This window comes from uncultured Serinicoccus sp. (assembly GCF_947487915.1).
In the GTDB taxonomy this organism is placed as follows: Bacteria; Actinomycetota; Actinomycetes; order Actinomycetales; family Dermatophilaceae; genus Ornithinicoccus.
Genome location: NZ_CANKYH010000005.1, coordinates 285260 through 307785, shown reverse-complemented (window position 1 = coordinate 307785; position 22526 = coordinate 285260). Strand labels below are relative to the sequence as shown.

At 73.3% G+C, this 22526-nt stretch carries 17 protein-coding genes; 6 read left to right on the top strand and 11 right to left on the bottom strand.

Translation table 11 applies throughout. The annotated features are described in order from the left end of the window. The first annotated feature begins 26 nt into the window (after positions 1 to 26). Together Q0795_RS08555 and Q0795_RS08550 are read left to right on the top strand one after the other, a co-directional pair. Positions 27 to 950, top strand: a complete 924-nt coding sequence (locus Q0795_RS08555) for a phytoene/squalene synthase family protein (protein ID WP_298888815.1) — start codon at positions 27 to 29, stop codon at positions 948 to 950. Positions 951 to 955: 5 nt separating this feature from the next. Continuing rightward, positions 956 to 1369 carry a hypothetical protein gene (locus Q0795_RS08550; RefSeq protein WP_298888814.1) on the top strand — a complete coding sequence of 138 codons (414 nt, stop codon included), beginning with the start codon at positions 956 to 958 and terminating at the stop codon, positions 1367 to 1369. On the opposite strand, the gene Q0795_RS08545 is transcribed toward Q0795_RS08550, so the two are convergent. The 3 genes from Q0795_RS08545 to Q0795_RS08535 are packed head-to-tail and all read right to left on the bottom strand — an operon-like array spanning position 1321 to position 4924. Beyond that, complete coding sequence (locus tag Q0795_RS08545) at positions 1321 to 2589, bottom strand: cytochrome P450 (protein ID WP_298888813.1); 1269 nt, start codon at positions 2587 to 2589, stop codon at positions 1321 to 1323. The two genes, Q0795_RS08550 and Q0795_RS08545, sit on opposite strands and share 49 nt — an antisense overlap. Beyond that, on the bottom strand, positions 2586 to 4163 hold the full coding sequence (locus tag Q0795_RS08540; RefSeq protein WP_298888812.1) for an FAD-dependent oxidoreductase: 1578 nt from the start codon (positions 4161 to 4163) through the stop codon (positions 2586 to 2588). The genes Q0795_RS08545 and Q0795_RS08540 overlap by 4 nt, the downstream gene beginning before the upstream one ends. Beyond that, complete coding sequence (locus Q0795_RS08535; RefSeq protein ID WP_298888810.1) at positions 4160 to 4924, bottom strand: methyltransferase domain-containing protein; 765 nt, start codon at positions 4922 to 4924, stop codon at positions 4160 to 4162. The genes Q0795_RS08540 and Q0795_RS08535 overlap by 4 nt, the downstream gene beginning before the upstream one ends. A 105-nt stretch (positions 4925 to 5029) precedes the next feature. On the opposite strand from Q0795_RS08535, the gene Q0795_RS08530 reads away from it, so the two are divergent. The 3 genes from Q0795_RS08530 to Q0795_RS08520 are packed head-to-tail and all read left to right on the top strand — an operon-like array spanning position 5030 to position 8312. Next, on the top strand, positions 5030 to 5977 hold the full coding sequence (locus Q0795_RS08530; protein ID WP_298888808.1) for an ABC transporter ATP-binding protein: 948 nt from the start codon (positions 5030 to 5032) through the stop codon (positions 5975 to 5977). Between the two features lie 2 nt (positions 5978 to 5979). Then, positions 5980 to 7149, top strand: coding sequence for an ABC transporter permease (locus tag Q0795_RS08525; protein ID WP_298888807.1), 1170 nt, complete (start codon positions 5980 to 5982; stop codon positions 7147 to 7149). Then, positions 7146 to 8312, top strand: a complete 1167-nt coding sequence (locus Q0795_RS08520; protein ID WP_298888806.1) for an ABC transporter permease — start codon at positions 7146 to 7148, stop codon at positions 8310 to 8312. The genes Q0795_RS08525 and Q0795_RS08520 overlap by 4 nt, the downstream gene beginning before the upstream one ends. Positions 8313 to 8352: 40 nt before the next feature. Here the strand turns inward: Q0795_RS08520 and Q0795_RS08515 are convergent, their stop codons facing one another. Then, positions 8353 to 10275 carry an ABC transporter ATP-binding protein gene (locus Q0795_RS08515; protein ID WP_298888846.1) on the bottom strand — a complete coding sequence of 641 codons (1923 nt, stop codon included), beginning with the start codon at positions 10273 to 10275 and terminating at the stop codon, positions 8353 to 8355. Positions 10276 to 10346: 71 nt separating this feature from the next. Further along, complete coding sequence (locus tag Q0795_RS08510) at positions 10347 to 12083, bottom strand: ABC transporter ATP-binding protein (protein WP_298888804.1); 1737 nt, start codon at positions 12081 to 12083, stop codon at positions 10347 to 10349. A 235-nt stretch (positions 12084 to 12318) separates the two neighbouring features. Here Q0795_RS08510 and Q0795_RS08505 point away from each other — a divergent pair, with 235 nt between their 5' ends. Next, entirely contained in the window at positions 12319 to 16002 is a 3684-nt protein-coding gene (locus Q0795_RS08505) for a cell wall-binding repeat-containing protein (RefSeq protein ID WP_298888803.1), read from the top strand. Between the two features lie 260 nt (positions 16003 to 16262). On the opposite strand, the gene Q0795_RS08500 is transcribed toward Q0795_RS08505, so the two are convergent. From Q0795_RS08500 to Q0795_RS08475, 6 genes are all read right to left on the bottom strand, one after another. Beyond that, positions 16263 to 17282, bottom strand: a complete 1020-nt coding sequence (locus Q0795_RS08500; RefSeq protein WP_298888845.1) for an ArsA family ATPase — start codon at positions 17280 to 17282, stop codon at positions 16263 to 16265. 13 nt (positions 17283 to 17295) lie between these two features. Continuing rightward, the gene (locus tag Q0795_RS08495) at positions 17296 to 17580 is read right to left on the bottom strand and encodes a cory-CC-star protein (RefSeq protein ID WP_298888801.1); all 285 of its coding nucleotides are present in this window, start codon (positions 17578 to 17580) and stop codon (positions 17296 to 17298) included. A gap of 78 nt (positions 17581 to 17658) precedes the next feature. After that, the gene (locus Q0795_RS08490; protein WP_298888800.1) at positions 17659 to 19398 is read right to left on the bottom strand and encodes a carbon starvation protein A; all 1740 of its coding nucleotides are present in this window, start codon (positions 19396 to 19398) and stop codon (positions 17659 to 17661) included. Between the two features lie 135 nt (positions 19399 to 19533). Continuing rightward, on the bottom strand, positions 19534 to 20304 hold the full coding sequence (locus Q0795_RS08485) for a DUF4097 family beta strand repeat-containing protein (protein ID WP_298888798.1): 771 nt from the start codon (positions 20302 to 20304) through the stop codon (positions 19534 to 19536). Beyond that, on the bottom strand, positions 20301 to 21002 hold the full coding sequence (locus Q0795_RS08480; RefSeq protein WP_298888795.1) for a response regulator transcription factor: 702 nt from the start codon (positions 21000 to 21002) through the stop codon (positions 20301 to 20303). The genes Q0795_RS08485 and Q0795_RS08480 overlap by 4 nt, the downstream gene beginning before the upstream one ends. Beyond that, the gene (locus Q0795_RS08475; protein ID WP_298888793.1) at positions 20999 to 22429 is read right to left on the bottom strand and encodes a sensor histidine kinase; all 1431 of its coding nucleotides are present in this window, start codon (positions 22427 to 22429) and stop codon (positions 20999 to 21001) included. The genes Q0795_RS08480 and Q0795_RS08475 overlap by 4 nt, the downstream gene beginning before the upstream one ends. Between the last annotated feature and the right edge of the window lie 97 nt (positions 22430 to 22526).

Below are 22526 nucleotides of genomic sequence, written 5' to 3'. Positions count from 1 at the left end.
AACCCTAGCCGCACTAGGCTGACGCCATGCATTCCGGAGCGACGGCGGCCGACCCCCACCTGGAGCTCGGGTATGAACGGTGCCGGGAGCTGACCAAGCGGCACGGGACCACCTACTACTGGGGCGCCCGGCTGCTGGCGCCGGAGCAACGTCGCGACGTCTACGCCGTCTACGCGCTCTGCCGCCTGGCCGACGACATCGTGGACGAGCCCGAGACGGTGGACGTGCCCGTGCCCGCCGACCCCGACCCCGGCGTGCGGCTGCGCGGCTTCGAGCGGCTCTTCACCGACGCGCTGGCGCAGGGCGGCTCCTCCGACCCGGTCATGGCGGCGGTCGCCGACAGCCTGCGCCGCCGCGGCACCGACCCCGAGTGCTTCGACCGCTTCTTCCGCGCCATGGAGCTGGACCTCACCCGGGAGACCTGGGCCAGCTGGGAGGAGCTGCGCGACGGCTACATGGAGGGCTCGGCCGCCGTCATCGGCGAGATGATGCTGCCGGTGCTCGAGCCGCGCGACCCGGCCGCCCAGGGCCCGGCCCGCTCCCTCGGGCTGGCCTTCCAGCTCACCAACTTCCTGCGCGACGTCGGCGAGGACCTCGACCGGGGGCGCGTCTACCTCCCGCAGGACGACCTCGCCCGGCACGGCGCCGACCCGCACGAGCGCCGGGTGACGCCGCAGTGGCGCGCGATGATGGCCGAGCAGATCGAGCGCAACCGCGGTCTCTACGCCCACGCCTCGCAGGGCGTGGCGATGCTGCCGCCGCGCAGCGCCCGGTGCGTGGCCACGGCCCTGAGGATGTACGCCCTCATCCTCGACCGGATCGAGGCCGCCGACTACGACGTCTTCACCGAGCGCCGTCGGGTGCCGCGCCGGGTGAAGGTCGCCATCCTCGGCGACGTGCTGGTCCGGGGGCCGCTGCGGCGGCTCCCGGGACCTGTGGACGCGCGGTGAGAGGTATGCCGTCACTCCCCGCGATGCCGCACCCGCACCTCATCGTCCTGCGCTCGGCGGCGACGCTCGTGCTGAGCGCGGTGGTGGCGCAGGCCGGGTGGGCGGCGGCCTTCATCGGTGGTGAGCCCGGCTACCGGGCCTTCCACGAGGTGGGGGCCTGGGTCACCGTCACGTTGACGGTGGCCTGCGCGCTGGTCTATCTCGTCCTGCGTGCCTCGGCCGGGCCGGTCAACGTGACCCTGGCGGTCCTGCTCGCGGCGATGGTCGCGGTCCAGACCGGGCTGGGGTCCTCCGGCGTCGTGGCGCCGCACGTCTTCCTGGGCGTGCTCATCGCGATGGTGGCCACGGCCTTGACGTCGTGGACCTACCGTCACGTGCTCCCGGAGTCGAGCGCCAGCTCGAAGCCCCGCAGCCAGTAGCCCTCGATGAGGTGGTCCCAGCCCAGCTCCGGCTCGGCCACCAGGCGCGGATGGTGGACGAGCAGGCGCACGAGGAGCGCGTCGGACTCCAGCAGCGCCAGGGGTTGCCCCGGGCACTTGTGCTCGCCGTCACCGAAGGCGAGGCCGTAGCCGGCGGTACCCCGCGGCATGCCCCGGCCGGGGCACAGCTGCTGGGGGTCGGCGCCGACCGCGTCGGGGTCGGTGTTGGTGGCCCGCACGCACACGTCCACGAGGTCGCCCGGCGGGATCGTCCAGCTCTGCTCGCCGTCGGTGATCTCCACGGGCCGGCGGACCCGGCGGTAGAGGTGGCCGACGACCGGCTCGAGCCGGATGATCTCCTCCAGGATCGCCAGCCGCTCGGGCTGCTCCGCCGCCAGGTAGCGCCCACGCAGGGCGTCGTCCCCGAGCAGGTGCCAGGCGGCCATGACGATGAACTCGCGCGTCGTCACCATGCCGGCGGTGCCGTAGGTGACGCACTCGACGAGGATGCTCGTGCGGCTGTAGCCCTCGTCGAGCAGGTGGCTGACGATGTCGGTGCGGCGCCGCCGACGCCGCGCCCGGATGGCCGGACGGACGTCGTGCCACCACAGCCGGGCGACCGGCCACAGCCCGTTGCGGGCCGCCCGCGCCCAGTCCTTACGGCTGCGGCCCAGGTCGTCGCGCGCGATGTCGAAGGGCGGCTGGTTGAAGAAGGACACCAGCCGCCGGGACAGCCCGGGCACGTCGGACTCGGTCAGCCCGACCAGCTCGGCGGTGACCTCGACGGTGTAGTGCAGGGCGGCCTCGTCGAGCCGGCACCGGCCGCTCTCCAGAGCCTGCGCGACCGTGCGGTCGGCCACCTGCGCCATGAGGTCGCCGTAGCGCTCGGTCACGACGGCCGGGGCGAGGAACCGCGCCACCTTGCGTCGCTGGTCGTCGTGCACCGGGCCGTCCGAGACGAGGATCGGGTGGTGCTCGAGGCGCCCCTGGGGGATGGCCTCGGCGGTGAAGCCGGCCTGCGTCGTCGCGTGCCGCGCCCGCAGCAGCTGGCGCGCGGGCTCCAGCCCGCGCAGCCGCCACACCGTGCTCACGCCCGCCCGGCCGTCGGCGTCGACGCGCTCGACCCGCGGGATCGCCGGCTCCTCGGGGCGGCGCGCCCGCCGGGCCCCCTCGGCGCCCGCGCCCTGGCCGCCCCCACCGGGGTGCGCCGGGCAGCTCATCGGGACAGGTAGCGCCCGGGGCGCAGGATCCCGTGCAGCGGGACGGTCCAGACGTCCTCGCCCTGCGCTCCCCAGCCGGCGAGCAGGTCGTTGGCGGCCAGGACCCCGGTCACGGCGGCGCGCTCCATGAGGGCCACCGGCCAGTCCACCCGCACCCCGTCCCCGGCCAGGACGAGACCGGGGTATGGCGTGGAGACGGTCAACCGGTCGCGCCAGGGGCCGGTGCCCACGAGGCCGCAGTCGTCCTCGACGAGCAGCTCCTCGTGTCGGATCGAGAGCGCGGCCGTCTCGGGGTAGACCTCGTGCAGAGAGCCCAGCAGGCGGTCCCGGACCGCGGCGGTGTCGACCCCCCGCTCGCCGAGCTCCCCGTCCGCCGCCAGGGACGGGTCGCGGGCCGGGTCCACGGCATACGCGTGCAGCTCGACGACCGACCCGCCGTGCTCGGCCGACCAGCGGGCCGCGCCGGCCTCGAAGCGCTCCAGCACCGTGACGTTGTCGAGCAGGTCGAAGCCGCTGGTGCCGAGGAAGGCCTCGCGGCCCGCCTCGACGTGCCCGTCGAGCCACAGCCTCAGCACGACGAAGGGCGGTGCGTTGTGGCCGGCGGCCAACCGCCGGTGCCAGTCCTGCTGGTCGGGACCGGCCGCAGGGAGCTCACCCGCCAGGTCCCGGGTCGTCCTGGGGTCGGTGGCCAGGACCACGGCGTCCGCGTCCAGCGTCTCGCCGTCCTCGAGCCGCACCTGCCAGGGTGACCCACCGTCCTCGGGGGAGCCGACCTCCTGGACCCGGGTGCCCGTCCGGACGTCGGCGCCCCGGGCCAGGAGGTAGCGGTGCAGCGGTTCCCAGAGCACGGTGTCGTAGTCGTCGTCCGGCACGTCGAAGAGCAGCCCCTCGGAGGAGCCGGTGAAGTAGGCGTGGAACATGCCCACGAGCTCCCCGGCGCCGAAGTCGTCCGGGTGGGCGAAGAACGACCGCGCGAACACCTCCAGGGCCAGGTGCCGGGCGCCCTCGGGGAAGCGCAGCCGGTCCAGGAACGCCTCCGCGGACTCGCCGTCGTAGCGCTCGTGGCTCTCGGGGTAGGACACGTTGATGAGCTCGATCGCGCTCGGCAGGTGGACCGAGGCCAGGCCGCTGACCGGGAAGGTGGGGCTGCGGACCACGAAGGTCGCGAGGTTGGCCGGCGGGCTCGACGGCAGCACCGCGAAGGAGTCGGTCAGCCCGTCGCCCCGGCGCAGCGGGTAGTCGGGCACCGGCACGAGGTGGGCCAGGGTCGGATCGACACGGCGCAGCAGCGAGCGCAGGGTGTAGTACTGCCGGAAGAAGGCGTGGAAGCCACGCGACATCGTCCGGTCGTCCTCGAGCGGCCAGGCGCGCACCCGGCCCCCGAGCTGGTCCTGGGCCTCGACGAGGGTCACCTGCACGCCGCGCTCGGCGAGCAGGGTGGCCGCGGCGATGCCTGCGATGCCGCCGCCGACGACGACCACCCGACGCTGCTCCTGCACCCTCGCCGAGCCGGCGGGGCCGGGGTGCCGCACGGCTCGCCGGTCACGTCCGGGCGGGATCGGCCGCGAGCTCACGTCGTCTCCCCCTCGTGCGGGCGCCGGGCCAGCACGGTGTGCAGGATCCCGCGCTGCCACCCCCGGGGGGTGCTCCACCGCAGGTCCACCAGGCCCGCCCGGCGCAGGCGGGCCTCCAGCTCGCGGGTGGAGTCGTTGTCGATGACGCTGCGCCGCAGGTAGGCGTAGATCGCCGGGTTGCCGCGGGTCAGCGCCGCGAGCGGGGTGACGACGAGACGGCAGACCGCCGACCAGGTCAGCGCCGCCCGCCGGTCGCCCTTCACGTGGTAGTCCTGCAGCACCACCCAGCCGCCCGGACGCACCTGGTCGACGATGGCGCCGACCACCTCGTCCCGCTGCTCGGCCGGCACGTTGCGCAGGAGGTATGCCGCCAGCGCCCCGTCGGCGGTCCGGTCCAGCTCGGCGACGGCCACCGTCGGCAGGTCCTGGGCGGGCGCGTGGACGAAGCTCACGCCCGGCGGCCACTCCTTGGCTCTCGCCTGCGCCAGCATCCCCGCGGAGGCGTCCAGCCCGACGATGCGGGCCCGGGGACCGGCGGCCCCGACGAGCGCGCTGGTGGACAGGCCGGAGCCGCACCCGAGGTCCCACAGCACGAGGGGGCCTTCGGGCAGGGCGTCCACCAGGTCGGCGGCGGCGCCGGCCAGGGCGCCGTGGTAACCGGGGTTGAGCCGGGTCAGCAGGTCGTAGCGGCCTGCCGCGCGGTCGAACTCCTCGTCCAGCCGCGGCCTCGCCCGGCGCCCGGTCCTCGATACGTCTGCCACGGGGCTCAGCCTATGCTGCCGTCCCGACGGGACGTCGCAGGTCACCCCGCAAGCACGACAGATGTCATCAGCGCCACCGCCCTCGCACGCCCTAGGTTGGTCAGCATGACGACTCCCGTGCTCCAGGTCGACGCGCTGCGCCGCTCCTTCGGCCCCGCCACCGTGGTCGACGGGGTCAGCCTGCGCATCGACCCCGGGGAGACGGTCGGCCTCCTGGGGCCCAACGGCGCGGGCAAGACGACGACGATCTCGATGATCGCGGGGCTGCTGCGGCCGGACGGCGGGTCGGTGCACATCCAGGGGGTCGACATGGCGAGCGACCCCCTGGCCGCCAAGCGTCACCTGGGCCTCGTCCCCCAGGATCTCGCGATCTACCCCGAGCTCTCGGCCCGCAGCAACCTGTCCTTCTTCGGGCGGTTGCAGGGCATGCGGGGGGCCGCGCTGCGGCGGCGGGTCGCCGAGGTGCTCGAGGTCGTCGGCCTCACCGACCGCGCCACGGGGGCCAGCAAGACCTTCTCGGGCGGGATGAAGCGTCGGCTCAACATCGCGATCGGCCTGCTGCACGAGCCGCGGCTGCTCATCCTCGACGAGCCGACCGTCGGCGTCGACCCGCAGTCGCGCAACGCCATCCTGGAGTCTGTCGAGGCGCTGTCGGGGGAGGGGATGGCGGTGCTCTACACCACGCACTACATGGAGGAGGCGGAGCGGCTCTGCGACCGGATCGGCATCATCGACGCCGGGCGGGTGATCGCTGAGGGCACGAGGGACTCCCTCGTGGAGCTCACGGGGCGCACCGACACGGTGACCCTCGCCGGCGACGGACCGCTGGAGGAGATCGAGGCGGCGGTGAGCCGCATACCCGCCGTGCGCGAGGTGCACCGCATCACCGGTGAGGGACGACTCGTCATGGTGGTGCAGGGAGCCCCGCAGGCGATCAGCGCCATCGTGGCGACCGCGTCCGGCGCCGGCATGACCCTGCGCGACGTCGAGATCAGCCGCCCCGACCTCGAGTCCGTGTTCCTGCACCTCACCGGCAAGGCGTTGCGGGACTGAGCATGGGACGCGTCCTGGTCATGGTGGGTTCGGACCTGCGGCAGCAGGTGCTGGACCGGTCCATCTTCATCTTCGGGCTGGCGGTGCCGCTGGCGCTCATGTGGGTCTTCTCGCTCATCTTCGCGCCGCTCGCCCAGGACCTCGAGCCGGTCACCGTCGCGGTGAGCGGGCCCGCGGAGGACCCGCTCACAGGGACCCTCGCGGAGACGCTGGACGGACTCGACGACGCCGTCGACGTGACGGTCGTCGAGGCGGACGCCGCCGACGTGCCTACGCTCCTCGCGGACGGCGAGATCGGGGCCGGCGTCCTCGTCCCGGACGGATTCTCCGCCGCCCTCGCCGCCGGGGACGCGCCGCAGGTGCGGGTGCGGCTGCCCGAGTCCCCCGGCCTGGAGGGCGAGGTCGTCACCGCGGTCGTCGACGGCGTGCTGCGGCAGTTCACCGCGACGGCGCGCACCGCCGCCGCGGCGGAGGAGCTGGGCGGACAGCCCCAGGAGGTCGACGCCGTCCTGGCCGAGGACGCGGCCACCGGGCCCTCCGTGCGCTGGGCCCAGGGCGAGACGGCCGACGAGCAGCTGTCCGCCCGGGAGTCGATCGTCGCCGGCCAGGCCGGGTTCTTCCTGCTCTTCACCGTGGGCTTCGGGGTCCTGGGGCTGGTCGTGGAGCGGGAGTGGGGCACCCTCGCCCGGCTGCTGTCGATGCCGATCCCCTCGTGGTGGGTACCGCTGTCCAAGGGGCTGTCCAGCTGGGTGCTCGGGGTCGTGGCGACCGGGGTGCTGCTCCTCGCCGGCTCGCTCCTCTTCGACGACGTCCACCTCGGGTCGCCCGCCGTCATCGCCGTGCTGCTCCTGGCCGTCGTGGCCGCCGCGACCTCGATCATGTTCGTCATCGCCAAGGTCACCCGCACGGCGGAGCAGGCGGGGGTGGCGCAGACCATCGTGGCGATCACGCTGGGGATGAGCGGCGGAGCCTTCTTCCGGGTGAGCTCCGAGGGGGTCCTGGGCACCGTGCTGCAGCTCAACCCGGTCACCGCGCTGGGCCGCGGCCTGGGCATCACGGCCGGGGGCGGCGGGGTGGTCGACCTCGCGCCGGTCCTGGCGGCCACGGGGCTGATGTGCGTGGCGATGACGGCGCTCGCCGTGCTCGTGCCAGGGCGGAGGGACGTGCTGTGAGGGTCGTGCTGGCGATCGCCTGGGTGGAGCTGCGGCGCTTCCTCGCCGACCGGTCCAACCTCTTCTTCGTGCTCATCCTGCCGTTGGCCATGGTGGCGGTCATCGGCTGGCAGTTCGGCAGCGACCGGTCCGGCGCGCCGCTCTCGGTGCAGGGCCCCGGCGGCGCGGCGACGCAGGCCCTGGTCGAAGGGTGGGAGGATGCCGAGCTCGCGGTCACCCTCCGCGACACACCGGAGCTCGTCCAGGAGGACGTGTCCCGGGGCAGCGCCGAGGTCGGCGTCCTCCTCGACCCGGAGGCGGAGGCGGCCTACCGCGACGGCATACCGATGGAGCTGGAGATCATCACCGGATCCTCGTCCGAGGCCCCGGCGGTGGCGCAGGTGGTCCGTGCCCAGGCGGAGGCGGTCGCCACGGAGGCCGCGCAGGTCGGTCTGCTGGAGACCTTCGGCGACGAGGCCGAGGCGCGGGCTGCGCTCGACGACGCCTCGACCCTCGTCCCGCCGGCACAGCTGCTCGTGCAGGAGCCCGAGGACCCGGTGGCCGTGGCCTTCGAGGGGGTCGAGCAGTTCGACAGCGGCGCGGTCGCGCAGCTGCTGCTCTTCGTCTTCCTCAGCACCCTCAACGCCGCGCCGGCCCTCATCAAGGCCCGGCGGGACGGGGTGGTCCGGCGGACCATGGCCGCCCCGGTGACGACCGCCCAGGCGATGGCGGGGCTGACGACGGGGCGGGTCGTCATCGCCCTGGTCCAGGGGGCCTACATCATGCTGGCCTCCAGCCTGCTCTTCGGGGTGCGCTGGGGTTCGCTCGGGGTGGCCGTCGTGGTGCTCCTCGTCTTCGGGCTCGTCGCCGCCGGGGTCGCGATGGTCATCGGGGTCCTGGTCGACAGCGAGGGTGCCGCCAGCGGGCTGGCCGTGGGCGGCGGGCTGGTGCTCGGGGCGGTCGGCGGCTCGATGGTGCCGCTCGAGTTCTACTCCGACACCCTGCGGCAGGTCGCGCAGCTCACCCCGCACGCCTGGGCCAACGACGCCATGGCGCAGATCCAGCGCCAGGGGGCGGGGATCGCCGACGTGTGGCCCCAGCTCGGGGTCCTCGCGGCGATGGCCATCGGCGTGCTCGTCCTCGGCTCGCTGCTGCTCCGGCGCAGCCTCGCGCGGGCGATGTAGGCGCGCGGACGCGCGTCCGGTGCGGCAGGAGGGGGCGGCCTCAGGGGGCGGCGGGGGCGGCAGGTTCCTCGGCGTCCACCTGCACGGCGGCCCCGCGGAACTGCGCGGCGTGCAGGCGGGCGTAGGCGCCGTCGCGCTGCAGCAGGTCGTCGTGCGTGCCCTGCTCGACGATGCGACCCGCCACCATGACGAGGATGAGGTCGGCGTCGCGGATCGTCGAGAGCCGGTGGGCGATGACGAAGCTGGTGCGGTCCGCCCGCAGCCGGGCCATCGCCTCCTGCACGAGCAGCTCGGTGCGGGTGTCCACCGAGCTGGTCGCCTCGTCGAGGATGAGCAGCGAGGGCTGGGCCACGAACGCCCGGGCGATGGTGAGGAGCTGCTTCTCCCCGACGGACACGGCGCCGGCGTCGTCGTCGAGGACCGTGTCGTAGCCCTCGGGCAGGTGCTGCACGAACCGGTCGACGTAGGCCGCCTCGGCGGCCGCGCGCACCTCCTCGGCGCTCGCCCCCGGTCGGCCGTAGGCGATGTTGTCGGCGATGCTGCCCTCGAAGAGCCAGGTGTCCTGCAGCACCATGCCGACCCGGGACCGCAGGTCCTCGCGGGTCATCGTGGTGACGTCCCGGCCGTCGAGGGTGATCCGGCCGCCGTCCAGCTCGTAGAAGCGCAGGATGAGGTTGACCAGCGTGGTCTTGCCCGCCCCGGTCGGCCCCACGATCGCGACCGTCTGCCCGGGCTCCGCGACGAGGGAGAGGTCCTCGATGAGCGGCTCCTCGCCGTAGGAGAAGCGCACGTCCTCGAAGACGATGCGCCCGCTGCGGCCGCGGGGGGCGGGCGGCGCGTCGGCCGGGTCGGGAGTCTGGCGGGGCGCGTCGAGCAGCTCGAAGGTGCGCTCGGCGGAGGCCACGCCCGACTGGAGCAGGTTGGCCATGGAGGCGACCTGGGTCACCGGCTGGGTGAACTGGCGGGAGTACTGGATGAACGCCTGCACGCTGCCGAGCGACAGCGTGCCCGAGGTCACCCGCAGCGCTCCCACGACGGCGACCAGGACATACCCGAGGTTGCCGATGAGGAACATCGCGGGCATGATCACGCCGCTCATGAACTGCGCCCGCCAGGTGACGTCGTAGAGCTGCTCGTTGATCTCCCGCACCCGCCCGACCACCTGCTCGCGACGACCGAAGACGGTCACCAGCTCGTGGCCGGTGAAGGCCTCCTCGATCTGTCCGTTGAGGGTGCCGGTGTGCGCCCACTGGGCCTTGAAGAGCTTCTGGCTGCGGCGGGCGATGAGCACGGTCACCAGGACCGAGATCGGGACGGACAGGACCGCGATGAGCGTGAGCGTCGGCGAGATCCACAGCATCATGGCGAGGATCGCGACCACCGTGACCAGGGCGTTGAGCAGCTGGCCGAAAGTCTGCTGCAGGGTCTGCTGCAGGTTGTCCAGGTCGTTGGTGACCCGGGAGAGGATCTCCCCGCGCGGGCGGCCGTCGAAGTAGGCCAGGGGCAGCTCGTGCAGCTGGTCCTCGGCGTCGGAGCGCAGGTCGCGGACGGTCCGCATCGAGATCCGGTTGACCAGCCGGGTCGAGGCCCACATGAGCAGCGCGGAGCCGGCGTAGAGCGCGACCACCACGGAGACCGTGCGTCCGACGGCGCCGAAGTCGATCCCCTGGCCGGGCACGAGGTAGGGCGTGCCCGCCACCAGGTCGGCCATGGTGTCCTGCCCGTCGGCCCGCAGCCCGCGGACCACCGAGTCCACGCTCGCGCCGTCCGGCAGCCGGGCGCCCAGGAACCCGGCGAAGACGTAGTCGGTGGCCCGGCCCAGCACCCGCGGCCCGAGCACGCTGAGCAGCACGGCGACGAGGGTGAGCAGGACGGACAGGGCGACGTAGGCGCGGTAGGGGGACAGGCGGCCGGCGAGCCGGCGGGCCGAGCCCGCGAAGTCGCTCGGCTTCTCGACCGGCACCGCCGCGCCGTGCGCTCCGCCCGGGCCGCGGCGCGGTGGCGGGCTGAGGGTGCGGTCCTCGTCCTCGGCGCTCACGCCGCCACCTCCCCGTGCTGCTGCGACCGGACGATCTCGGCATACGTCGGACAGGTCTCCAGCAGCTCGGTATGCCTGCCGACACCGACCACCCGGCCCTCGTCGAGGACGACGATCTGGTCGGCGTCGGCGATGGTGGAGACGCGCTGCGCGACGACGAGGACGGTGGAGTCGCGGGTGAGGGGGCGCAGGGCGGCGCGCAGCCGTGCGTCGGTGGCGAGGTCCAGGGCTGAGAAAGAGTCGTCGAAGAGGTAGACCGACGGCTGCGCGACGAGCGCCCGCGCGATGCACAGCCGCTGCCGCTGGCCCCCGGAGACGTTGCCCCCGCCCTGGGCCACCGGGTGGTCCAGCCCCTCCGGGAAGGCGCGGACGAAGTCGTCGGCCTGGGCGACCCGCAGCGCCTCCCACAGCTGCTCGTCGGTGGCGTCGGGGTCGCCGAAGCGCAGGTTGGTGGCGACGGTGCCGGAGAAGAGGTAGGGCCGCTGCGGCACCAGGCCGACCCGCGACCAGAGCTGCTCCGGGGCGAGGTCGCGCACGTCGACGCCGTCCACAAGCACGGCGCCCCCGCTGACGTCCGCCAGCCGCGGCAGGAGCCGGACGAGCGTGGTCTTGCCCGAGCCGGTGGCCCCGACGACGGCCGTGGTGGTGCCCGGGCGGGCGACGAGGTCGATGTCGCACAGGACGGGGTGCTCGGCGCCGGGGTAGGTGAAGGAGACACCCCGCAGCTCGACCAGGCCGCGGGCGTCGTGCCGCGGCTCCTTGGGCTGTGCGGGGGCGACGACGCTCGTGCCGGTGCCGAGCACCGCGCCGATGCGCTCGGCCGAGACGGTGGCGCGCGGGATCATCGTCGCGACCATCGTCGCCATCATGATCGACATGAGGATCTGGATGAGGTAGCTGATGTAGGCGGTCAGCGCGCCGACCTCCATCGCCCCGGAGGCCACCCGCTGGGCGCCGAACCAGATGACCCCGACGCTCGAGAGGTTCATGACGAGCATGACGAAGGGGAACATCAGGGCCATGAGGTCGCCGAGCCGCAGCCCGATGCCGGTGAGCTCGGCGTTGGTCCGGGCGAAGCGCTCCCGCTCCTGCGGCTCCCGGGTGAAGGCGCGGATGACGCGGATGCCGGTGATCTGCTCGCGCATGACCCGGTTGACGGCGTCCAGCTGACGCTGGTTGGCCCGGAACAGCGGCACCATCCGCGCGATGATCAGCCCCATCCCAGAGAGCAGGACCGCCACGGCCACGGCGATGAGCGGGGAGAGGCCGACGTCCTGCCGGACCGCCATGACGACACCGCCGACGGCGGTGATGGGGGCGGCGACGAGCATGACGAGCGCCATGAAAGTCACCTGCTGCACCTGCTGGACGTCGTTGGTGCTGCGGGTGATGAGCGAGGGGGCGCCGAACTCGCCGAGCTCGCGGGTGGAGAAGGACAGCACCCGCTCGACCACGGCGCCGCGCACGTCGCGGCCCACCCCCATCGCCGTCCGCGCCGCCGCCCAGGTGGCCGCGATCTGGGCGGTCGCCTGGACGGCGCTCACCGCGAGCATGATGGCCCCGACCCGCCAGATGTAGGGCAGGTCGGTCTGGACGATGCCGCGGTCGATGATGTCGGCGTTGAGGCTGGGCAGGTAGAGGCTGGCCAGGGTCGCCACCAGCTGCAGGGCCAGCACCGTCACGACGAGCCCGGTGTAGGGCCGCAGGTGGCGGCGCAGCAGTCGGGTGAGCACCTCCTGATTGTGCACCCTCTCGCCGGGCGAGGGCTGAGACCTGCTTCGGAACGGTGAGGTAAAGGACATACCCGCAGGTCAAACCCTGTTGACGTTGGGTTGGGTAAGCCTGCGGCGTGACCTGATCGTGACCTGATCGTGACGTCGGTCCCCTGGTATGCCTTCCCTCAGCGCCTAGGGTCGAAGACGGCCCTCGCACGACCTGTCGGGGCCGAATCATCGAAGGAGATCATTCGTGAGCAGTGCTAGGCCAGGGGGATCCCCCCGCCGTGCTCTCTCCGCGATCGCCGTCCTGTCGCTGACCGGAGCCGTCCTGGCACCGCTCTCGGCCGCAGCCGACGAGGACGCGTTCGTCGCGCCGGGTTCCCCGGCGCCGGAGAGCAAGATCCAGGACAACCAGGCCACCGGCGCGGAGCTGGTGCCCAACTCCTACTTCGTCCAGCTCGCTGGACCCAGCACGAGCGCCGGCGGTTCGCTGGCCTCGATCCAGTCCCAGCGCGACCGCTTCCTCGCCGACGTGGACGCCTCCGGCGTCGAGCTCGAGGTGCGCTCGGAGTTCGGGACCCTCTGGAACGGTCTGTCGGTCACGGCCAGCGAGAGCTCGCTGGCCGAGCTGGCCGCCTCGGACGCGGTCGAGGCGATCTTCCCGGTCGGCATCATCGACGCCCCCGAGCGCCCCGAGGGCACCCAGATCGACCCCGAGCTGTTCACCGCCATCTCGATGACCGGTGCCGACATCGTGCAGAGCGAGCTCGGCTACGACGGCACGGGCGTCAAGGTCGGCATCATCGACACCGGCATCGACTACGACCACCCGGACTTCGGCGGCAACGGCAGCCCCGACAGCACGACGTTCCCGACCGAGAAGGTGGCCTTCGGCTACGACTTCGTCGGTGACGACTACAACGCCGACCCGGGGGCGGGCGACGCCTACCAGCCCAAGCCCTTCCCGGACGAGGACCCCGACGACTGCCAGGGCCACGGCACCCACGTCGCCGGCATCACCGGCGCCGACGGCGAGGTCACCGGCGTGGCCCCCGGTGTGACGCTGGGCGCCTACCGCGTCTTCGGCTGCGAGGGCTCGACCGACGCCGACATCATGCTGCACGCGATGGAGCAGACGCTGGCCGACGAGATGGACGTCGTCAACCTGTCCATCGGCTCGGCCTTCTCCGCCTGGAAGGAGTACCCGACCGCGCAGGCCACCGACGCGCTCGCCCGCGAGGGTGTCGTGATGGTCGCCTCGATCGGCAACTCCGGCGCCAACGGCCTGCACTCGGTCGGCGCCCCCGGCGTCGGCGAGGACACCATCGGGGTCGGCTCGGTGGACAACACGTTCTACGAGGCCAACTTCTTCTTCGACGAGGAGGAGAACGAGGTTCCCTACACCATCGGGTCCCCGGCCCCGGCCCCGCCGACCTCGGGCGAGGACGACGTCGTCGCCGTGCACGAGCCCGGGACGACCGAGGCGGAGGCCTGTGGCACCGACCCCTTCACCGCGGAGGAGCAGGCCGTCATCGAGGGCAACTGGGTGATGATCCAGCGCGGCACCTGCAGCTTCTACGAGAAGGCGTTCAACGGGCAGGAGGCCGGTGCGGCGGGCGTCATGCTCTACAACAACACCGGTGGCAGCATCAACCCGAGCCTCGCCGGTGACCCGGCGATCGAGGTCCCCGTCGTCATGGTGACCCAGGCCGACGGTGAGCGGCTGGCCGCGGACGCGCTGGCGACGGAGGGTCACGTCGTGACCTGGACCGACGGCTCGACCTCGGTCCCGAACCCGACCGGCGGTCTCATCAGCTCGTTCAGCTCCATCGGCACGATGGCCGACACCACCTTCAAGCCGGACCTGTCGGCCCCGGGTGGTCAGATCTACGCCACCTACCCGCTGGAGATCCAGCCCTACGCCACCCTGTCCGGCACCTCGATGGCGTCCCCGCACGTCGCCGGGGCCGCGGCCCTCATGCTCGAGGCCGACCCGGACCTGGGCGTCGAGGAGGTCAAGCTCAAGCTGCAGAACAGCTCGATGCAGCTGCCGCTGAACCTCGCACCGACTGTCGGCCTGGAGCTGGTGCACCGACAGGGCGCCGGCATGATCCAGGTCGACGACTCGATCCTCGCCGAGGCGACGATCGAGCCGGGTCTGGTCCAGCTGGGCCAGCAGCTCGCCGGCGAGACCAGCACCCAGACGGTGACGCTGACCAACACCAGCGACACCGAGCAGGTCTACTCCACCGAGCACGTCGCGGCGATCGCCACCTCCGGCACCGCCAACGACTTCGGCTACTGGGAGGCCGCGGCCGCGGTCGAGGTGGCCCCCACGGTCGTCGTGCCCGCAGGCGCGAGCGTCGAGGTCCCGATGACCATCACCTCACCGGCGATCGACGGTGAGATGGACCCGATCTTCGGCGGCTACGTCACCTTCACCACCGGTGAGGGCGAGGAGGCCGACACCTACTCGGTCGCCTACGGCGGTCACGCTGCCGACCTGCAGGAGACCGAGGTCCTCGCCGACATGGTCGACGCCGACGGCAACGTCACCGTCGAGCTGCCGGCCCTGGGCGCGGTCGGCGACTGTGGCATCTGGCTGGGCTACGAGTGCGTCGACCCGGCCGGCACCTACAACCTGGTCGAGGAGGGCACGACCTACTCCATGGAGCAGGACGACGCCCCGCAGTTCCTCATCCACTTCGAGCACCAGGCCCGCCGGATGGAGTGGGAGGTCTTCGCGGCCGAGGAGGACGGCACCAAGGGTGAGTCCCTGGGCACCGTCGCCGAGGTCGACTACCTCGCCCGCTCCGCCACCCGCAACGGCTTCTCCGCCTACCCGTGGGACGGCATGATGATCGACGACAACGGCGCCAAGGTCCGGGTCCCGGACGGCGACTACGTCATGGAGATCGTCGTCACCAAGGCGAAGGCGTGGAACGACGACCGTGAGGCGCAGACCGAGACCTGGGACAGCCCGGTCTTCGGGATCGCCTTCGAGGGCTCGGACTACGGCAACGAGGACCGCCCGGCGGTCGAGCGCACGCTCGGCCAGGACCGGTACTCCACCGCCTCCGAGCTGGCCGTCGAGGCCTTCCCCCAGGGCGTGGACACCGTCTTCGTCGCCAGCGGCCGGGCCTTCCCGGACGCCCTGGCCGGCGGCGCCCTCGCGGGCTCCGACGAGGCTCCCGTGCTGCTGACCAAGCCGGACGAGCTCCCGGCGGCGACGCGGATGGCGCTGCAGCAGCTCGGCCCGGACAGCATCGTCGTCCTCGGTGGCGACGGTGCGGTGAGCGACGACGTCGTGACGGCGCTCGGCGAGTACGCCGACGTCGAGAGGCTCGCGGGTGCCAACCGGTACGAGACGGCTGTCGACATCAGCCAGGCCCAGTCCGACGACGCCGACATCGTCTTCCTCGCCAGCGGCAGGGACTACCCGGACGCCCTCGCGGCGGCCGCGGCGGCCGGGATGGAGGACTCCGCGGTCCTGCTGACCCGTCCGGACCTGCTGCCGGGCGCGACGGCGGACGAGCTGGAGCGGCTGTCGCCGGAGACGGTCTACGTCGTCGGTGGCGACGCGGCGGTCTCGGACGACGTGGCGACCGCTGCCGGTGCCGACGCCGGTGAGGTCGTCCGGCTGAGTGGCACCAACCGCTACGGCACGGCCGCCGCGGTGGCCGCGGAGTTCTTCCCGACTCCGGCCCCGGGCGCCTTCCTGGCGACCGGCGCGGAGTTCCCGGACGCCCTCGCGGCGGCCCCGGTGGCGGCGATGAGCTCCATGCCCGTGCTGCTCACGCGGCCGGACATGCTGCCGAGCCCGACCGTCGATGCGATGACCAGCCTGCGCGCGCAGGTGGTCCACATCGTCGGTGGCTACGGCGCGGTCAACCTCTCGGTCCAGGAGACCCTGGAGGACGTCGTCTACCCGTGAGGTCACCGACCTGACGGACCGACACCGACAGGCCCCCGTCGCGCTCCGGCGCGGCGGGGGCCTGGCGCGTCCCCGGGCACCGTGGACGCGGTGTTGCCGACCGTGGATGTCTTGCCGGGGCGGCAGAAGCACGGTCAGGACGGCGCGGCCGACCGTGGATGTCTCGCCGGGGCAGCAGAACCACGGTCGGAGCCCTCGGGGGTGAGTCGTGAGCCAGGCGCGCGGCGGGGGCCTGTCCTACGTCGGAGGCTGCGGGCGCCTCAGAGGTATGCCGCGAGCCGCGCCAGTCCGTCCGCGCCGAGGACCTCGTCCGGCAGCAGGGGGACCTGGGTCACCGGGAGGTGCGGGAGGGCGTCGGCGAGCTGCGCGACATACCCCTCCTCCAGCTCCCGGCGCGCGGCGAGGAGGTCGCCGGCGTCGGCGGGCGAGCGCTTGTTGACCACGAGTGCGCCCACGCCCATGCCGGCACGGACGAGCTGCTCGTGCAGCTCGACGGTCTCCAGGACGGGGAGGCGCTCGGCGGCGAGCACGATGACGAAGGCGCTGCGCGCCGGGTCCTGCAGCACCGACCGCAGCTGCGCGAAGCGGGCCTGCCGCCGGTCCAGGATGCGGCGGATCTCGGTGTCGCGGCGCGAGCGCCGGTCGGGCGCCGCGGTCTCGCCGGGGCCACGCGAGCTGCCCAGGATGTCGGCCGCCGCCCGCTCCCCGGCGTCCTGGCGCGGCCTGCCCTGCAGCCCGCGCAGGGCTGCCCCGAAGCGCGCTGAGCGGTCCTGGCGCCGCAGCAGCCCCTCGGTCCAGGCCTGCATGAGCTCGGGCAGCGCGACGAGCCGGGAGGTGTGCCCGGAGGGTGCGGTGTCGAAGATGACGAGCTCGTCCGGGTGCCGGTGCTCCAGCACCTCGGCGATCCGCTCGAGCACGGCGGCCTCGTGGGTGCCGGGAGCGTCGCGGGCCAGCTCGAGGTGTCGGCTGATCTCCCCCTGCAGGTGCTCGGGCATGAGGCGGTGCATCGTCTCGCGCACAGCCCGCAGGTGCTCGTCGGTGGTGCGGGCGGGGTCGATCTCCAGCCCGCGCAGCAGCGGGGCGAGCTCGACGGTCTCGTCGCCGACGGGCCGCCCCCACAGGTGGCCGAGGTTGTGGGCGGGGTCGGTCGAGACGACGAGCACCCGGCGCCCGCCGCGGGCGAGGGCGAGGCCCAGCGCGGAGGCGACGGCCGTCTTGCCGACCCCGCCCTTGCCGCCGACGAAGAGGACCTCGCGCCCGTCGGCCAGCCCGCTCAGCACGCGCGGCACCCGCTCAGCAGCACGAGAAGTGGTCCAGCGGGCTGCGGTCCAGGCCCATCCGGCGGTGCCAGTCGTGCACCTGGTCGTAGACCACCGGCAGCAGCTCCACGGTGTAGTAGCTCGCCGGGTTGGGCACCCCGAGCGCCTCGGCCATGACGATGACCATGAAGAGGTCGTCCTCGTCCTGCCGCGCCCGGGCGAAGGTGCGCGCGTAGGGGCCGGCGAACACGTCGCGCAGCACCCCGGCGGCGGCCCGCAGGCGCGGTGCCGGCGACGGGTGCCGCGGGTGCTCGCTCATCACCTCACTGTATGCCGTGCCGCACGCCCGCGCGTGCGTGCGGCACGGCATACCGAGGGTCGGCGCGGTCCGGCCGACTCAGCTCTCGTCCGACCGGTCCGGACGCGTCTCGCCCGAGGAGGCGACCTCGGCGGCGGACAGCTGCTCGAGCTCGGCGTCGTCGTCGCCCTGGAAGTCCCGCGCCTTGCGCATGGCCCCCAGCGCCTCGACCATCACCCACAGCGAGGCGACGAGGATGACGATGTCGAGGATGAGCAGCAGCCAGTTGCCCTCCGACCAGAAGGTGCCGAGCTGGATGAACAGGGCGTAGAGGGTCATGACGCCGACGAAGCCGAGGGGGATGAGCGCGGGCAGGGCGGTGCGGCCGCGGCGCAGCAGCATGATCGCCACGATCGACAGGGTCAGCGCGGCGAGCAGCTGGTTGGTGGTGCCGAAGAGCGGCCAGATGAGCATGCCGCCCGAGCCGTCGACGCCGGCGCCGAAGGTCAGCGCGAGGGCGATGCCGACGGCCACCACCGTGGCGACACCCTTGCCGAGCCGGACCCCGGCGATCTCCCCGATCTCCTGCACCACGAAGCGCTGCAGCCGCACACCCGTGTCCATCGTGGTCGCGGCGAAGAGGATCGCGGTGGTCGCCAGGATGGTGGCCGCCAGCGACTGCGGCAGCCCGAGGCCGCTCTCGACGATGGCGCCGCCGCCGGAGACGAAGGCACCGACGCTGCCCTGCCCGAAGGCGGAGTAGACCTCCTCCCAGGCGGCCAGGGTCTGGAAGCCGGCGGTGGCCGCGATGATCGCACCCAGGGCCAGCAGGCCCTCGCCGACGGCACCGAAGTAGCCGACGAACCGGGCGTCGCTCTCCTTGTCCAGCTGCTTGGAGCTGGTGCCGGAGCTGACCATGCCGTGGAAGCCGGAGATGGCGCCGCAGGCGATGGTGACGAACAGCAGCGGGACGATCGAGGGGGTGCCCTCGGGGACGTTGCCGTTGACGGCCGGCGCCACGATCTCCGGGCGGGCCAGCAGCACCGACCCGTAGAGGATGCCCAGGGCGATGAACAGCTGGAGCCCGTTGATGTAGTCGCGCGGCTGCAGCAGCACCCAGACCGGCAGCATCGAGGCGATGCCGGCGTAGACGAAGAGCAGGATGATCCAGACCGCGTTGGCCGGAAGCCCGGCGACGGTCTCCGGCAGGGCGAGCGGCACCTGGTCGCCGATCCAGATGAGGGTGTAGAGCGCGACGACGCCGACGACCGAGACCACCGGCAGGCTCCAGCGCAGCCGGTAGATCGCCTGGCCGACGAGCAGCGCCACGAGCAGTGCCCCCCAGGTGGGGATCACGGCGGTGGGGGTGCTGACGAGCAGGCCGGCGATGACCACCGCGAAGGCCGCGTTGACCATGAGGAGCAGCAGGAAGATGACGACGAGGAAGAGGTTGCGGCCGCGCGCGCCGATATAGCGGCCCGACAGCGCCCCCATCGACTGGCCCTTGTTGCGGACCGAGGCCCACAGGGAGCCCAGGTCGTGCATGCCGGCGAAGAAGACCGTGCCGATGGTCACCCACAGGAAGGCCGGCAGCCAGCCCCAGATGACCGCGATGGCCGGGCCGACGATCGGCGCCGCACCCGCGACGGAGGTGAAGTGGTGACCCCACAGGACGTACTTGTTGGTGGGGACGTAGTCGACCCCGTCCTCGAGCTCGTGGGCCGGCGTCCGCCGGGAGTCGTCGAGGGCGTAGATCTTGGTGGCCAGGAAGCGCGAGTAGAGCGCGTACCCGGCCAGGATCATGGTCACCCCGATGAGGGCGAGGAGGAGCGAGTTCATGGCGGTCTCCGTTGACGGCGCGGCACCTGGCGGAGGCCAATCTACCCGACGCCTGCTCCCCGTGCGTCACTTCCGTCCCGTCCGCCCCACTGTATGCCGGAGGGCGCGGCGGGTGAGGCGGAGCTTCGGGGCCGGTCAGAGGGTCGGGGAGGGCGCGATCTCGATGTCCCCGAGCGTCGTCTCGACGTCGATGACGGACGGGGCGTCCTGCACCTCGTCGACCCGCACGTCCCGGTCGCCCTGGCTGGTGGCGGTGGTCACGGCATACTCCTGCGACCCGGGCAGCTCGACGTCGACGTCGCCGAGGGTGGTGCGCACCCGCAGCAGCTCTGGTGGCTCCTCGCCGGTGTGCTGCACGATGACGTCGCCCAGCGTGCTCCGCACGACGGCACGCGGGGGCGCGCCGGACAGGCTGATGTCACCGCCGGTGAGGTCGACCTGCACCTCACCGGTGCTGGAGACGTCGACGTCGCCGAAGGCGCTGTCGATCTCCAGCGCCGTCCCCGCCGGCACCCGCACGAGCAGGTCCTGCGAGCAGACCCCGAGGTTGCTGCCGGTGCAGGGAGCCTCGACCTGCACCGTCCCGTTCGCGGCGCTGGTGCGCACCTCCGGCCGGTTCAGCGTCCACCGCGCCGTCGCCGTGACGCTCGGGTCCTCACCCGCCGCCAGCTCACGGACCTGCACGTCCCCGCGGGGCGCCAGGAGCACGAGCCGGGTCATCGACGCGGGCAGGGCCGAGGTCTGCGACCCCTCCTGCGTCATCATCGCGGGCGCGGTGCTGAGGGCACCGCCGACGACGAGGAGCGCCGTGAGCGCGCCCCCGACGGCTCGCAGCGCGGGGTAGGGGGTGCGCGCCCGGACCGCGCGTGCCTGCGCCCGGGCCTCGCGCCGGTCGGCGGCGCTCATCCGTCCTCCCCGTGCTCGAGCCACTGCAGGACGGCCAGCACCCGGCGGTGGTCGTCGTCGGTGGGCGGCAGGTCGAGCTTGCCGAAGATGGAGGAGACGTTCTTCTCCACCGCGCCCTCGCCGATGAACAGCTCGCGGCTGATGGCGCTGTTGGTGCGGCCCTGCGCCATGAGCCGCATGACGTCACGCTCGCGAGGCGTCAGGCGCTCCAGCGGGTCGACGTTGCGGGCCCGCGACATGAGCTGGGAGACGACCTCGGGGTCCAGGGCCGTGCCACCGGCGGCCACCGTGCGCAGCGCCTCGACGAACTCCTGGGTGTCGGCCACCCGGTCCTTGAGCAGGTAGCCGACCCCCCGTGGGCGGCCGGCGAGCAGCTCGGTGGCGTAGCGCTCCTCGACGTACTGGCTCAGCACGACCACGGCGACCTCGGGAAGCTCGGCGCGCACGGCGAGCGCGGCCTGCAGCCCCTCGGCGGTGAAGGTCGGGGGCATGCGCACGTCCACCACGACGAGGTCCGGGCGGTGCCGGCGCACCGAGACCGCGAAGGTCTCGGCGTCCGGGCAGGCGTCGACGACGTCGAAGCCGGTGGCCCCGAGCAGCCGCACGATGCCGTCCCGCAGCAGCACGGAGTCCTCGGCCAGGATGACCCGCAGCGGCGTGGGGTCGGGCTCGGTGGGCCGCGTGGTGCTGGTGCTCATCGCGGTTCCCGGGTCCGCAGGGGCAGGGTGATGGCGACGGTGGTGCCGGTCCCGACCGGGGAGTGCACGTGCAGCTCACCGTCGACGGCACCGACCCGTTGGCGCAGCCCGGTGAGGCCGCTGCCGCCGCCGACGACCGCGCCTCCCGACCCGTCGTCGGTGACGGTGATGGCCAGCAGGTCGCCGCGCAGGCCGCGGGCGGTGCCCAGCTCGACGCCCGCCCGGGTGGCGTGCGCGTGCTTGGCGACGTTGGTGAGGGCCTCGGAGACGGAGAAGTAGGCGATCGCCTCGGTCGTCGGGTCCAGCCGGCCCGCGGGCAGCCGCGAGCTGACGGTCACGGGGACGGGGCTGCGGGCGGCCAGCGCCGACACCGCGGCGTCGAGCCCGCGGTCGGTGAGGATGGGCGGGACGATACCCCGGGCGACCTGCCGCATCTCGGTGATGGCCTCCTTGCTCGAGGCGTGCGCCTCGTCGAGCAGCTCGCGCACCTGCCGGGCGGCCTCGCGGTCGTCGGGGTTGCGGTCCAGGGCGTCCCGGGCCAGGCCGAGGGTCATGGCCACCGAGACGAGGCGCTGCTGCGGACCGTCGTGCAGGTCGCGCTCGATGCGTCGGCGTTCGGCCTCGACCGAGTCCAGGGTGTCCTCGCGCGAGGTGGTGAGGGTGTCCACCCGCTCGCTCATGCGGCGCAGCTGGGCCTGGGCGTCCTCGCCCACGAGCCACCGCGCCAGGACGACGTCGACGCTCGCCAGACCCCGCGCGACCCACGGCATCCCGAGCACGAGCACGATGCCGACCAGCCAGGCGAGCGTCATACCGAAGAAGGACTCGACCCGCAGCGCCCCCAGGACGGTGACACCACCGGCGACGGGCCCCCACAGCGGCAGGGTCGCGAGCAGGACACCCTGGATGAGCAGGGTGAGGGTGAGGCCGCCGGCGACGATCCCCCAGAGGCCGTGCAGCCCCACCCAGCCCAGGGCCCGCAGCCGCCGCTCGTCCAGGCCGAGGGCGCGGCGCCAGCCCGGGGCGGTCGAGGGGGCCCGCTGCCCGATGTCGAGGCCGAGGAAGGCGGCGATGCGGTGCCGCTCCAGCACGGCCAGGCCGTAGGACCCCCAGATCGCCGGGACCAGCACGAGGATGCCGACACCGGCGCCCAGCATCCCGAAGAAGCCGCCGATCGCGAGGCCGGCCAGCGCCAGCGCCGCCACGGCGGTGACCAGGCTGGTCACGAGGTAGCAGACGGTCCACCAGTGGTCGAGGAGACGGGACACCCGTTCCGCGCCGGCGGTCCGCGCGGGTGGGGACCCGGGCGGGGCGGGCAGGGCCGGCGCGTCGTCCTCGACGGTGTCTCCAGGACCTCTCACCAGGCGGGGCATGCGGGCCGGCTCGGCCCCGGGGGCCCCGGGGGCCCGCATCGACGGACTGCTCATGCCGACCACGGTAGCCAGGACCGGGACCCCCGGTCAGCCGGTGCGCCCCCGGGACGACGGGGGGATAACCCCCGCGGGCTCGGCTCGACCGGCCCGG